Origin of the sequence: Nonomuraea salmonea (assembly GCF_042428605.1) — a bacterium.
GTDB classification, from domain to species: Bacteria; Actinomycetota; Actinomycetes; order Streptosporangiales; family Streptosporangiaceae; genus Nonomuraea; species Nonomuraea salmonea.
This window is the reverse complement of record NZ_JBHMCF010000002.1, coordinates 199,466-212,688: the sequence shown is the minus strand read 5'-3', so window position 1 is coordinate 212,688 and position 13,223 is coordinate 199,466. Positions and strand designations below refer to the sequence as shown.

The window sequence follows — 13,223 nt, the reverse complement described above, 5'->3', positions numbered from 1 at the left end:
GCGACCGATCGGTCGCCGCGCCCAGGCATGCACTCGACCCGCACGGTGCGATCGAGGCGTGCTCAACGTCCAGGAGCCCGTCACGCTGGCGGTCATCATGGGTCTCCAGGCCGTCACCGCCACCGCGCTCCGCCTCACCCACCGTGCCGGCCGGTGAGGCGGAGCAGGGCGGACTCGCGGAGCGGGGTGAGCAGGGGATTGTCGTCGCCGGCTCGCGTCGCGAGTGCCACCTGGCTCGGCGGCACGCCGTCCAGGGGGACGCTGGTGACGCCCGGGTGGTCCGCGCGCAGGCCGGCGGAGACGATGGCCACGGCCTGGCCGGCGGCGACGATCTCGAACTTCTCCTCGGGCGACTCCACGAGCGGGCCGTCCGCGCGGTGGACCAGGCGCCAGTACGCGTTCCACAGCGGGTCGGGCAGGCGGGGGATGGGTTCGCCGTCGAGGTCGTCGAGGGTCACGTGGTCCTTGCCGGCCAGGCGGTGGTCGCGGGCGACGAGGACGACGCGCGGCTCGTCGTACAGGAGCGTCACCTGGAGGCCGGCGTCGCGGAGCGGGAGGCGGCACACCGCCGCGTCCACCCGGCGCTCCAGCAGCGCGGCGCGCGGTTCGTTCCAGGCCAGCTGCACCACGCGGACGTCGGCGTCGGGATGGCGGTGGCGCAACTCGCGTACGGCGGGCAGGACGGGCACGTGCAGGGTGTGCCCGATCGCGATCCTGCGGGGACGGGCCGCGGCGCGGGTGGCGGACACCGCCTGCGCCGATGACCGCAACAACGCCTTGGCGCGCGGCAGGAACACCTCGCCGGCCTCGGTGAGCCGGGTGCCGTGCGGGGTGCGGTCGAGCAGGGGAGTGCCGAGCCGGCGTTCGAGCGCGCGGATCTGGCGGCTCAGCGAGGGCTGGGTGATGTGCAGGGCCTGCGCGGCCCGGCCGAAGTGCCGGTGCTCGGCGACGACGGTGAAGTAGCGCACTGATCGTAAGTCGAGATCCGGCTCTGACTCGGCCATGCCTGCAGCATAGCTCCGGGCCTGACGTCGGGTGATGCCTCGGGCGTATGAGGATGCCGCACAGGCTTTGGACCGCGCGGGCGGGCTCTCCCGACCATGGGAGCCATGAGAAGAAGCGAGAACCACGTGTCCGCGACGACGCGCCGCGCCGTGCTCAGAACGGCGGCCGGGCTGTCGGCCGTCCCCCTCCTCGCCGGCACGACGGCGGCGGCCGCGCCCGGCGAGGACGAGATCCTGCGGCAGATGGCCGACGCGTTCGGCCAGCAGCTCCGCTCGCCGATCATGCACACGCCGGCGGAGCAGGGCCTCGACTACGAGGACGTCACCTTTCAGGCGATCGACGGCGTGCCCATCGAGGGCTGGTTCATCCCCGCCCGTGGCTCCGACCGGCTGATCATCGCCAACCATCCGATGGGGTTCAACCGGTCGGGGCTGCCCGGCCATCTGGAGCCGTGGACGTCGATCTGGAGCTCCAGTGGCAACGACATCGAGGTGGATCTCGTGCCCGACTACAAGATCCTGCACGACGCCGGCTACAACGTGCTCGCCTACGATCTGCGCAACTCCGGCCTCAGCGGCGCCGCCAACGGCGGCATCGCCTCCAGCGGGATCTTCGAGTCGCGTGACGTGCTCGGCTCGCTCCGGTACGCGCGCGAGCGCCGCGACACCAAGGGCATGCGGATCGGGCTGTTCAGCCGCTGCCTGGGCTGCAGTTCGACGTTCCACGCGATGAGCAGGGAGCCGCGGGCGTTCGAGGGCGTGCGCTGCCTGGTGGGGCCGCAGCCGGTCACCATGGAGGTCATCATGGCGCGGCGGCTGGTCATGGCAGGGGTGCCGGCCGATCGCATCGACGAGCTGGAGCGGCTGGTGGTGCTGCGGACCGGCATCCCGTTCGCGGCACGGCAGCCGCGGGAGTGGGCGAAGGGGGTGCGGGTTCCGACGTTCCTGTACCAGGTGCACGACGACACGCTCACGCATCCGAGCGACGTGCAGGCGATGTTCGACAACATCCCGGTCGCCGACAAGAGGCTCCAATGGGTACGCGGCACGAACCGCCGCTTCGACGGCTACCTGGAGTTCCAGCGGCGGCCGCAGCCGATGCTGGAGTGGTTCGCGTCCCACATGAGCTGAATCGCTGCTAACACGCTGCCGTTAGCACCTCTTGACGTAAGCACCGATAACGAAATAGCGTTTTCAGTGCTTACATGTCTGGGGAGGGAGCGCGATGAACGACCACGGCAGCAGATCCACCTTCGACCCGCACGAACCACCGGAGAAACGTACGGAAGCCCTGCTCGACCCGTCCCTGCACACCCGCCGCACGGTGATCAAGGGCGCCGCCGTGACCGCGGCCGCCGCGGCGGTGGCGGGGAGCGGCATCGCGTTCCCCGCCCCGGCACACGCCGCCGCCGCGCCCGGCACGACGATGGAGATCGAGATGACCGTCAACGGCCGGGCGCGCACGGTCGTCCTGGAGCCGCGGGTGACCTTGCTGGACGCGTTACGCGAGCGGCTCGGCCTGACCGGCACCAAGAAGGGCTGCGACCGCGGCGAGTGCGGGGCCTGCACGGTGCTGGTGGACGGCGAGCGGGTCAAGTCGTGCCTGACGCTGGCGGTGATGCGGCAGGGGGCCGAGATCACCACGGTGGAGGGGCTGGCGCGGGGCGACGAGCTGCACCCGGTGCAGGAGGCGTTCATCAAGCACGACGCCTTCCAGTGCGGCGCCTGCACGCCCGGCCAGATCATGTCGGCGGTGGCCTGCATCGACGAGGGGCACGCGGGTTCCGAGACGGAGATCCGCGAGTGGATGAGCGGGAACCTGTGCCGGTGCGCGGCCTACCAGAACATCGTGGCCGCCGTCGCCGACGCCGCGAAGGAGGTGCGGCGATGAGGGCCTTCGGCTACACCGTAGCCCGCGACCCGGCCGGCGCGGTGCGGGCCGCGACGAGCACCCCCAACGCGACGTACGTGGCGGGCGGCACGGACCTGCTCAACCTCATGCGTGACGGCGCCGAGGCCCACGACCACCTCATCGACGTCAACCGGCTGAACCTCGCCTCCATCACCGCCCGCTCCGGCGCGCTGCGCATCGGAGCGGCGGCCAGGATGCGGCAGGTCGCCGAGCACGCCGGGGTGCGCGAAGAGTTCCCCGTGCTGTCGGAGGCGCTGCTGGCCTCGGCGTCCCCGCAGGTGCGCAACATGGCCTCGATCGGCGGGAACCTGTTGCAGCGCACCAGGTGCGGATACTTCCGCGACGCCGGCTCGGCCTGCAACAAGCGGGTGCCCGGCAGCGGCTGCCCCGCCATCACCGGTCAGAACAGGCCGCACGCCGTCCTCGGGGGCAGCGACCACTGCATCGCCACCCACCCCTCCGACCTGGCGGTGGCGCTGACCGCGCTGGAGGCGACCGTGCACCTGCTCGGCCCCGGTGGCGAGCGCGCGGTCCCCATCGCCGACTTCTACCTCCTGCCCGGGTCCACTCCTGACCAGGAGACGGCCATGCGTCCCGGCGAGCTGATCACCCGGGTCGACGTGCCCCGCACGGACCTCGCCGGGCGGTCGCGTTACCTGAAGCTGCGCGACCGGGCCACGTTCGAGTTCGCGGTGGTGTCGGTGGCCGCCGCGCTGCGGACGAGGGGCGGCGTGGTGCGGGACGTACGGCTGGCGTTCGGCGGCGTGGGCACCCGCCCGTGGCGGGACACCCGGGTCGAGGCGGCGCTGCGGGGCCGTCCGCTCACCCCGCAGGCGATCCAGGAGGCGGGCCGGCTCCTGGTCGCGGACGCGAAGCCGTACGAGGGGAACGCGTTCAAGGTCGAGCTCGTCCAGCGGGCGCTGGTGAGCATCCTCGGTGAGCTGGGAGGGCTGCGATGAGCGGGCTGGTGGGCAAGGGCGTGGCGCGGGTGGACGGCCGGGCGAAGGTCACCGGCGCCGCCCGTTACGCCGCTGACCAGGAGGTGTCCGGTGTGCTGCACGGCGCGCTGGTGATGAGCACGATCGCGCGTGGCGAGGTGCTGGAGATCGACGGCCGGGCGGCGCTGGCGCATCCGGGCGTGGTCGCGGTCTACACGCACGCGGACCTGCGGCGGCTCAATTTGCCGAATTTTCCGTACAACCGGCGGTTCATCCCTATGCAGGACACGCGGGTGCACCAGCAGGGGCAGCCGGTCGCGTACGTCGTGGCCGAGACCCTGGAGCAGGCCCAGGAGGGGGCCGCGCTGGTGAAGGTGCGCTACCGGGCCGAGGAGCCGGTCGTCCGGATGGCGGACGTGCTCGGCGAGGCGTTCCTGCCCGAGCGGTTCCGCGACCGGCCCAACGAGATCGCCAGGGGTGACGCCGCCGCCGCGTTCGAACAGGCACCGGTACGCGTCGACCGGACGTACAGCAGCCCGATGCACCACCACAACCCGATCGAGCCGCACACCACCACCGCCGTCTGGGAGAACGGCACCCTGACCCTCTACGAGAGCACCCAGGGCGTGGTGTTCGCGCGGGACGCCGTCGCGACCGCGTTCGGGTTCGACCAGCCGGCGGAGAAGGTCAGGGTCGTCTCGCCCTACCTGGGCGGCGGGTTCGGCGCCAAGGGCCCCACGTACCCGCACACCCTGCTCACCGCGGCGGTGGCGGAGCTCTGCGGCCGGCCCGTGCGGCTGGTGCTGTCGCGCGCGCAGATGTACACCTCCAACGGCCACCGCGCCGAGCACCGCCACCACCTGCGGCTGGGCGCCGACCGGCAGGGCCGGCTGACCGCCATCGAGAGCACCTCGACGGCCCAGGTGACCCGCGTGGACGAGGCGATCTACAACGGCAGCGAGTCGGCGGTGCGCCTGTACGCCTGCCCGAACGTGCACGTACGCCAGCTCGGCGTCCGCCTCGACCTGCCCACGTCGAGCTACATGCGCTCGCCCGAGACGACCGCGCACTTCGGCCTCGAGACCGCCATGGACGAGCTGAGCTACGAGCTCGGCATCGACCCCGTCGAGCTGCGCGTACGTAACCACACCGACGTCGACCAGCAGGCCGACCCGCCCGCGCCCTACCCGGGCAAGCGGCTGCTGGAGTGCTACCGGGTGGCGGCCGAGGCGTTCGGCTGGTCACGGCGCCGGCCCAAGCCGGGCACCACCAGGGACGGCGACGAGTACGTCGGCTGGGGCATGGCCACCGAGACCCACACCCACGCCGCCATCCCGTCCCAGGCCAGGCTCACCGTCGGCACCGACGGGCGGGCGACGCTGCGGACCGCGACCCAGGAGATCGGCACCGGCACCTACACCGTGCTCACCCAGATCGCCGCGGAAGGGCTCGGCCTGCCGCTCGGGCACGTCACGACGCTGCTCGGCGACACCGCGTACCCCGCCGCCTCTCTGTCCGCCGGGTCGGCCACGATGCCCAGCGTGGCGGGCCCGGCGGCCGAGGCGGCGGGGCAGGCGCGGCAGGCCGTGATCGCGCTGGCCGTCGCCGACCCGCGCTCACCGCTGCACGGCGTGCCCGCCGGCGAGGTCGTGGCCGAGAACGGCCGCCTGTCCGCTCGCGGGCGCACGGACACCTACCGCGACGTCATGCGCCGCCACGGCCGGCCCGTCGAGGCCACGGGGAGCAGGAGGAACACCGGCGGGCACGCGTTCGGCGCGGTGTTCCTCGAGGTGCGCATCCACCCACGGCTGGGGCGGCTGCGGGTGTCGCGGGTGGTGGCCGCGTACGACCTGGGCCGGGTGCTCAACCGCAGGACCGCGCGCGGGCAGGTCATCGGCGGGGTGACGTGGGGGATCGGGTTCGCGCTGATGGAGCACACGATGGTGGACCCGAACACCGCGCGGGTCGTCAACCCGAACCTGTCGACGTACCTCGTGCCCGTCTGCGCGGACGTGCCGTCGGTGGAGGCGCTCTTCGTGGACCCTGAGGAGCCGAACGCCGAGCTGACCGGGATCCGCGGCTTCGGCGAGACGCCGGGGACCGGGGTGCCCGCTGCCATCGGCAACGCCATCTACCACGCCATCGGCCGGCGGCTCAGGGACGTGCCCTTCACTCAGGACAAGCTGCTCTGAGCGGCCCTGTCGAGCAGCTCGTCCAGCAGGGCCCGCTCGCCCGGCGTGTAAAGACCCGGCACGTCGTCGAGGACGGCCGTCAACCCCACGGCCCGCTGAGCCACGCTCGGCGGGCCGGTCGGCGTCTCCGTGGTGATCGCCGCCAGCACCGCCTCGCGCAGACGGCCGGGCAGGGCCGGGTCGCGCTGCTCCTGCGGGGTGCGGATGAGGTTGAGCGTGCAGCCGACGCTCGCCGCGTGGATCATGTCCATCGCGGTGCGTACGCCGACGGTGAGCCGGCCGGCGGCGGCGATGCGCTCGATCAGCAGGCGCAGCTTCTCCATCGACCGCTCGGTGCTGCGCCGGTGGGCGTCGGGGGTCTGGCGGCCGAACATGAGCATGTACTGCTCGGGGTTCTCCAGGCCGAAGCCGACGTGGTTGTCCCAGCCGCGGCGCAGGTCGTCCACGGGGTCGCCGGAGGGCTCCTGCCTGTCCTTGCTCGCGAGATAGCGGGCGAACCCGTCGGCGGCGACCGCTTCGAGCAGCCCGTTCATGTCGGTGAACAGGCGGTAGAGCGTGGGCGCCTGCACACCGGCCGCCGCGCTTACCGTACGCGTGGTCACCCCTTCGCGGCCCTTGTCGCGCAGCAACTGGGTGGTGGCGTCGATGATGCGCTGGCGAACCTCTTCCCGATCAGCCATGTATCAACGATAACAGAAATCCGCTATCAACCGTTTCGGACGATCACCTCGGCCAGCCGGCCGGGCATGGACAGGAACGGCGAATGGGAGGCGTCGAGCGAGACGACGGACATCGGGTCGCCGGGGAACGCCGCGTCCGCCTCGGCGACGAACCTCCTCTGCACGGCCGGCTGGATCGCCTGGTCCTCGGCGCAGAGGACGTACGTCCGCGGCACCGACCCCCAGCCCGCCCGGGTCAGCGTGGTGGTGCCCAGCATGATCCCGAGCGGCCCGTCCGGGGTCAGCAGCCCGGTGGCGGCGTCGGCGAGCACCGGATCCACGTCACCGTAGAACGCCTCCCGCAGCCCCCGCCGGTAGGCCGGGTCATCGGTGGCGAGGTCCAGCCGCAGCGCGCCGATCTCGGCCGGATCCCCCCGCAGCAGGGGCGCGACCTGATCGCCCGCGGCCTCCGGAATCCGCGTGTAGGCCACCGCCGGCGTGTCCGACGCCGGCATGTACGCCGTGACATACAGGGCATGCGCCACCAGCTCGGGCGCCTGCTCGGCCACCCGCGTCAGCACCGGCCCCGCCGCGCTGTGGGCGACCACCGTGACCGGCTCACCCCGGCCGATCCGCTTGACCTGCTCCGTCAGCAACGCGGCCGCGCCGTCCAGGCTCACGTCCGCGACGGGCGACACCTCGGCGGCGACCGCCGCGCGATCGCAGGGCCGCTCGGTGAGCCACCGGGGACGGCGCGCATAGAGCCCGTGCCCCGCCAGGTCCACGGCGACGGCCGTCCGCCCCGCGGCGACCAGGTGGGGGATGACCTCGCTCCAGCACCAGGAGCCGTGCCAGAAACCATGAACCAATACCAGCGTGGACATGAACGCTCCCTGGGGGTGACGTCTGCAGGCTTATGGGGCACAGGAGTTCGACGGCCTGAAGAACCGCAACGGCGACTTCCCCGGCGCCACGCGGAACGGCCTCGCGATCCATACTGCCCGCCCCACGCGCGCCTCGCGGAGACTAGCGCAGGGCAGAAGTGGTCGTGTGGCGTCGGGCGAGGTGCCCCTCGCGTAGCAGCGGCGGGTGCAGAAGCTGGGCGGGGCCGCGGCGGTAGAGGGGGGCGGGACGACCTGGCTCAGTGAACCGCCGTTCCCCTGTGGCCTCCAAGAACTGGTCGGCGCGGGTGACCTTGCGACGGAAATTGCTTGGGTCGAGTTTGAGCCCCCATACGGTCTCATAGACCTTTCGCAGGTCGGAGATGGTGAACGGTTCGGGGCAGAATGCGGTGGCCACCGTCGTGTACTCCAGTTGCGACCGGGCTCGCTCCAACGCGTCGCGAAGGATGGTCAGGTGGTCGAAGGCCAGCAGATCGGGCTCGGGCAGGACCGACGACACCGGCGCCCACGCGGCCTTCGCGGCATCCGTGCCGGCCTGGGGAATCGGCAGGTCGGGGCCGAGTGCCAGGAAGGCCATGGTGATCACGCGTCCCCGAGGGTCGCGATTCGGTTCGCTGTAGGCGCGAAGTTGTTCCAGATGCAGTAGGGCCGCGTCCAGGCCCGTCTCCTCCTCGAGTTCGCGCCGGGCGGCGTGCTCAAGGGTCTCACCGGGCCGTAGGAAACCGCCGGGGAGAGCCTGGCAGCCTCTGTACGGTTCATTTCCGCGTTCGATGAGGAGAACATGTAGTTCGTCGTCCCGAATGGTGAGGATGACGAGGTCGACAGTGACCTTCATCCCCACTTGGTGCTCGCGTGACAAGACTCTCTCCCTTTAGGTCATCTTGACCTTATATGGTTGCGGACTTAAGGTCATAGCTACCTAAACTCAGCAGGAGATAGGGGCCACATGGCCAACGGTGCGGATTCACCTGGGCGGCGACCTGCTCATCCACGGGGTAAAGCCACCCGGCAACTGTGTGCCGGCGTCTACTTCGACCGGGACTTTCGCGACTCGGTGATCTGGCGGGTGCTGCTCGACCCCGCTCATCGCGTGGCGCCTTCGTACGGCTTCGATCTGGTGCCTGTTGTTGCGCACGCCAAGCGTGCGCTGATGCTGGAGGTCTGCGAGCGGCTCGGATTTCTCTCGGTGTTCGTCGGGGCATGGCTGGTCCTGCCCGCGCTTGCCCTCACGGTGGTGTGCATCCTGCTGCTCTGGCTGGCTGTGCGGCGCCTGGCTCGTACGCTGCCCGCGGTCGGGCGACGGCAGGCGCTGGAGGCAGTCGACCACTTCCTGCACCGCAGGCGATACCGCCGGCACAAGCGCGGGCTGGAGGAACTGCGACGCGAAGTGAGACTGCTGTTCATAGCGTGTGCAGCGCTCATCGTCACCCCCCTTCTGATGACGGGGCTGCAATATCAGTCCATCGAGAGCGTGCTCCGCATGGCGGTGGCGCTCATCGCCGCGCTGGCCCTCTTCGCGTTCACCGCGGCCGCAGGCCGACGGCTGGGTGCCAACCGCATGTGGGTCTCCGACTCGTTGGGTTTCGGACGGATGAGCCAGCGCATGAAACGCATCAGGGAACAGCAGGAGTCCGAGTACGCGATTTACCGGCGGCCTGTAACGAAAAGCGAGGAAGACGACGAGGACGAGGACGGTATCCGCCTGCGTTTGACGGCCGACTACTTCGAAGATCCGCAGGACATCTTCGTCGGCGCGGGCGAGCTCGTGCACAAGTGGCTTCCACCGCTCATCGTGCCCCTGCTCCCGGAGGCGGAAGCGCCCGAAGCCGAGGAAAGCGTCCGTGACTTCGAGCCGGACATGCTGGTGGACGTGCTGCACAAGGCTGTAGAGGAGGTCGGTGGGGAAAACGAGCCGACCTCGCTGCCGGGTCTCAGCATCGGGGATCGCATCTACGTAGAGGAGATGGTCCTGTCCAAGGATCGGGACCGCCTGCGACGCTCGCTCGATCCGGACGAGCGCAGGAAGATAATCAATAACCCCTACGGTCCCTTTCACCACTTCCTGGAGATCTCCACGTCGCCGACCGGTGAGGTGGTCGTGACGGTGTTCGTCCGCGTCACGATCAAGGCCAGAACGCTCTGTCTCGACTTCGCGGCCTGTGCCCTGACCCGGCTACCCAGAGAGTACGAAATCCTCGATCACTACGGCGAAAGAGGATGGGTGTCGGTGGTGCGGGAGGGACTCAAAGCGGTCCTGCGCCTGCCGGACGAGATTCTGGCCATGCGGCGCATCGCCGGTGTGCCTCGGCTGCTCCTGGCCTGGTTGCTGGCCCGCGTCGACTGGACGGTCCTGCCGCGCAGAGGGTCGGCCGTCGGGACGGCTCATCGAGTGCGCGAGGATCGCGCCACCCCCTGGCAAGATGCCGAGCACGACCGCGCCGAGATTCTCGGCCTGATGAAGATCATCGAGCAGCGGCTGTTATGGGCGACGGAGAAATTCCTGGAGGACCACGGTGTGGACACCTCCGAGTTCAAGAAGCGGGCGCAGCTGATCATCAGTGCAACGGTTCTCAACATGGGCCGAATGGAGATCCGTGACTCGGCCATCGGCAAGAACGCCTCCCGGACCAATCAGTACGGGTCCGATCAGCAACAGGAGCCCAACGACCAAAAGGACGGTGAATCATCGTGAGCCGGCTGCACGTCGACGGCATCCTGAACTACGGCGGCACCATGACTGTGCGCGACTCGGCGGTGGGCAGCAACGCCAAGGTGGTACGGACCGCCGGAGCGTCTCGCGACGAAGCCGCGGAGCGCGCCCAGGTGGGCGTGATCACCATCCTGCCGCTGGAGACCCGGGCCGTGCAGGCCGCACTCGGCCTGCGCAGGGATCGCGTCGGAGATCTCACGTTCTACCGGGCGGTCGTGGACGGAGTGACGGTGGCCGCCACCATGACTCTCGAACAGGGACAACGCTCGGCCATGGCCGCATACGCCAACCTTGTCGAAGCCTTCGACCCTGAGGTCACGGTGCTGGTGGGGATCGGTGGAGGTATCCACAAGTCCGTGGCCATCGGTGACGTGATCCTGGCCACGGAAATGGTCTACTACGACTTGCGCAAGGTCACGCCCTCCGGCACTCATCGCCGCGGTCAGACGCGGCCGGTGCCCGCTGGCGTCGGCCATGCGATCAACACCTTCCTGGCCGATCTCGATGCGTCTCACCAGCTGACGATCGTAGATCCTGAGGGAACGTCGCGATCGCCGGCTGTGCATGCGGGCCCCATCGGGTCAGGGGAAGCGGTCATCGCGGACGAGGACGCCGTCGAGATCGCGTTCCTGGCATCGTTCAACGACAAGATCCTTGCCGTTGACATGGAAGCGGGTGGTCTCGGACAAGCTTGCCACGAACGCTCAGCCGCCTCGGGACGCCACCATCGGTGGATGGTCATACGTGGCATCTCCGACCACGCCGATCAGCACAAGTCCGACACACCTCAGCAAGTCGCGGCTTGGCACGCCGCTCAAGTCCTGCGTCGTCTGCTGCCTTACCTCAAGACCAAGCGATGAACGACTTCACCCTGGGAGTGGTCAGCTCGATGGCGGCGACAGCACTCTCCGTCGCGGTGGGATGGGTTCTCTCTGCCCGTGCCCGCGACTGGGCCGTCGCTGTACTCTCGCACTATTCCGGGTTGGGGGTGCGCAAGCTGTACCGCCAGCAGCGGCGGGCGGCGGACGAATTGGCTACCGACCTGGCCCGTGCTCGGTGGATTTGCGTGCTCACCGGCCGCGGCAACGAGCTCACGCGGGACGCCTTCGCCCCGATCTGGTCAGGCGCGGTACGCCCCCTCGATGCGGTGAAGGTGCTGCTGCCCGACCCCCGGCCGGGCTCCTGGCTGGTCAGGCGAGAGGAGTCGCTCCGTCGCTTCGACCGGGGGCTACGGCCCGGTATGTTGCTCGAGCAGGTGCGCAACAACGCGGAGTACGTGCGGGAAGCAGCGCAGCACATGGACGTCGTCGAGTTGCGCTTCTACGACATGCCGAACCTGTATCGCATCATTCTGACCGACGAAGTCGCGTACATAACGCTCTACGACGAGACCGAACACGGTCGTAACTCACCCTGTCTGGTTGCGCGACCACCGGGACTGCTCTACGGGCTTGCCCTGCGCATCTTCACCAGCGCCTGGGAGAGCAGCGGTTCCGCTCGCACCAGCCCTGCGAATTCGGACCTGGGAGGGTGACGGCTTGGCGCACCATCTGGCGGCCTGCGCCGGGACTCCTACGCCAACATGCGTTGATACGCGAGGGCGGACATATGCCCTCTGCACCTCCACCGAAGGCCCCGCAGGGGACGACAGGCTGGGATCGGTTCTCCATCTCGTTCCAGTGTGCACGCGAGGAGCATCTTCGGCACGTCCCGGCGCAACGGGACGTCGTCGACGACGGGCGAGGGCGCTGGTCATGACCAAGCGACACAGCTTGACGACCACCAGCGCCGCTTCTCGCATTGCTACGACACGCTAGTCGGCGGTGCGCAGCAGCATCGCCTCCACCTCGGCGCCGGCGTCGGCCGTGCACACGTACGTGGGCCTTCCCGTCGCCGGTTCGACGAAGTACAGGGTCGCCCGCTTGCCGCACCGCGAGCACCGGGCATCGGGCCCGCCACCGAGTTCGGCCAGCCCGACCTTGATCTCTGGGATCACGAAAGCCATGCGGGAAGCGTAGATCGGCAAGATCAGATCGTCCGTGGCGACAACCCGCCTTGCGAAATCATGCCCGTACGTTGTTCGACCCGGGAGGCGCCGGGCGCTTACGCGTGGTGGTGGCGGAGTGTCACGTTCGCCTGCCTGGAGACGTCCTCGTTCGGGTCCCGCAGCAGGAGTTCCAGGATCTCTCGTGGGGTGGTGGGCCAGGTGGCGAGCCACCAGCGCACGTTCAGTGAGCGGTCCTTGGCGAGCAGCCGGAGGTCCTCCTCGTCCAGTTCCACGAATTTCAGCAGGGTCGCGCGGACGCGGGCCGAGCGGTCGCGGGTGAGGGTGTGGCGCTGCTCGGGAGTGGTGCGGGGGTTCTGGGCGACGCCGGCGCGGACGAGGGCGCTCCGCGAGGTCAGCAGGCGGGCGAGGGCGTCGGGGAACGGGGTGCGGGCCGCCAGCGACTCGCGGACCTCTTCCGATGGGTCGAGCAGCAGCTGTTCGGTGGTGTCGCGGTCGAGGGTCTCTTCCTCGGCGAGGAGGCGGCGGAGGTCCTCGTCGGGGGAGTCGATGATCTTGCGCCGGACGCGCCGGTCGGTCTGCGGGTGGGAGGGCAACTCCCAGCGCACCGACTCGTGCGGGTCGTCGACCAGAATCAGCAGGAGGTCGGCGGGGCAGGAGGGGTTGGCGGCCAGGGTCTGGCGGGTTCTGAGGTCGGGGTCGTTCGCCAGGGGGCGGAGCAGGTCCCAGGCGTCCACGTCGGTGCGGGCCGCCAGCACGCGCCGGACGGATCGGGACGGATCGTTCACCAGCACGGCCAGGACGTCCCTCGGTAAGGGGACGGCTTGTGCGGCGAGGACGCGGTGCCGCACCAGCTTGGCGTGCGCGAGACCGCGGAGATCGTCCTGAGGCGGCATGGTCC

The 13,223-nt window shown here is 69.9% G+C and carries 13 protein-coding genes; 7 read left to right on the top strand and 6 right to left on the bottom strand.

What is annotated here, in order from left to right:
• Positions 1-134 precede the first annotated feature (134 nt).
• Positions 135-1,004, bottom strand: coding sequence for a LysR family transcriptional regulator (locus ACFFR3_RS00980; RefSeq protein ID WP_345388527.1), 870 nt, complete (start codon positions 1,002-1,004; stop codon positions 135-137).
• A 105-nt stretch (positions 1,005-1,109) separates the two neighbouring features.
• On the opposite strand from ACFFR3_RS00980, the gene ACFFR3_RS00975 reads away from it, so the two are divergent.
• From ACFFR3_RS00975 to ACFFR3_RS00960, 4 genes are all read left to right on the top strand, one after another.
• A complete protein-coding gene (locus tag ACFFR3_RS00975) occupies positions 1,110-2,135 on the top strand; it encodes an alpha/beta hydrolase (RefSeq protein ID WP_364370852.1) in 1,026 nt (341 codons plus the stop codon).
• Between the two features lie 295 nt (positions 2,136-2,430).
• Positions 2,431-2,895, top strand: a complete 465-nt coding sequence (locus ACFFR3_RS00970) for a (2Fe-2S)-binding protein (RefSeq protein WP_364371198.1) — start codon at positions 2,431-2,433, stop codon at positions 2,893-2,895.
• The gene (locus tag ACFFR3_RS00965; protein ID WP_364370855.1) at positions 2,892-3,875 is read left to right on the top strand and encodes an FAD binding domain-containing protein; all 984 of its coding nucleotides are present in this window, start codon (positions 2,892-2,894) and stop codon (positions 3,873-3,875) included. Before ACFFR3_RS00970 ends, ACFFR3_RS00965 begins: the two co-directional genes overlap by 4 nt.
• A complete protein-coding gene (locus ACFFR3_RS00960) occupies positions 3,872-6,046 on the top strand; it encodes a xanthine dehydrogenase family protein molybdopterin-binding subunit (RefSeq protein ID WP_364370858.1) in 2,175 nt (724 codons plus the stop codon). The genes ACFFR3_RS00965 and ACFFR3_RS00960 overlap by 4 nt, the downstream gene beginning before the upstream one ends.
• Here the strand turns inward: ACFFR3_RS00960 and ACFFR3_RS00955 are convergent.
• From ACFFR3_RS00955 to ACFFR3_RS00945, 3 genes are all read right to left on the bottom strand, one after another.
• Positions 6,028-6,726 (bottom strand): TetR/AcrR family transcriptional regulator, encoded by a 699-nt coding sequence (locus ACFFR3_RS00955; protein ID WP_364370860.1) that lies wholly within the window; start codon positions 6,724-6,726, stop codon positions 6,028-6,030. The two genes, ACFFR3_RS00960 and ACFFR3_RS00955, sit on opposite strands and share 19 nt — an antisense overlap.
• A 26-nt stretch (positions 6,727-6,752) precedes the next feature.
• On the bottom strand, positions 6,753-7,589 hold the full coding sequence (locus ACFFR3_RS00950) for an alpha/beta fold hydrolase (protein WP_379482437.1): 837 nt from the start codon (positions 7,587-7,589) through the stop codon (positions 6,753-6,755).
• Positions 7,590-7,731: 142 nt separating this feature from the next.
• A complete protein-coding gene (locus ACFFR3_RS00945) occupies positions 7,732-8,442 on the bottom strand; it encodes an NUDIX hydrolase (RefSeq protein WP_345388511.1) in 711 nt (236 codons plus the stop codon).
• A gap of 111 nt (positions 8,443-8,553) precedes the next feature.
• Here ACFFR3_RS00945 and ACFFR3_RS00940 point away from each other — a divergent pair, with 111 nt between their 5' ends.
• From ACFFR3_RS00940 to ACFFR3_RS00930, 3 genes are read left to right on the top strand one after another with little or no spacing between them, the layout of a single operon-like run.
• Positions 8,554-10,299: an AbeC-like domain-containing protein gene (locus tag ACFFR3_RS00940; RefSeq protein WP_364370864.1), complete on the top strand. Its 1,746-nt coding sequence runs from the start codon at positions 8,554-8,556 to the stop codon at positions 10,297-10,299.
• Positions 10,296-11,177, top strand: a complete 882-nt coding sequence (locus ACFFR3_RS00935) for a 5'-methylthioadenosine/S-adenosylhomocysteine nucleosidase family protein (RefSeq protein WP_345388505.1) — start codon at positions 10,296-10,298, stop codon at positions 11,175-11,177. Before ACFFR3_RS00940 ends, ACFFR3_RS00935 begins: the two co-directional genes overlap by 4 nt.
• Entirely contained in the window at positions 11,174-11,851 is a 678-nt protein-coding gene (locus tag ACFFR3_RS00930) for a hypothetical protein (RefSeq protein WP_345388503.1), read from the top strand. The genes ACFFR3_RS00935 and ACFFR3_RS00930 overlap by 4 nt, the downstream gene beginning before the upstream one ends.
• A gap of 279 nt (positions 11,852-12,130) precedes the next feature.
• Here the strand turns inward: ACFFR3_RS00930 and ACFFR3_RS00925 are convergent, their stop codons facing one another.
• Both ACFFR3_RS00925 and ACFFR3_RS00920 read right to left on the bottom strand, forming a co-directional pair.
• Positions 12,131-12,322 (bottom strand): hypothetical protein, encoded by a 192-nt coding sequence (locus tag ACFFR3_RS00925; RefSeq protein ID WP_364370870.1) that lies wholly within the window; start codon positions 12,320-12,322, stop codon positions 12,131-12,133.
• A 98-nt stretch (positions 12,323-12,420) separates the two neighbouring features.
• The gene (locus tag ACFFR3_RS00920; RefSeq protein WP_379482436.1) at positions 12,421-13,218 is read right to left on the bottom strand and encodes a hypothetical protein; all 798 of its coding nucleotides are present in this window, start codon (positions 13,216-13,218) and stop codon (positions 12,421-12,423) included.
• Between the last annotated feature and the right edge of the window lie 5 nt (positions 13,219-13,223).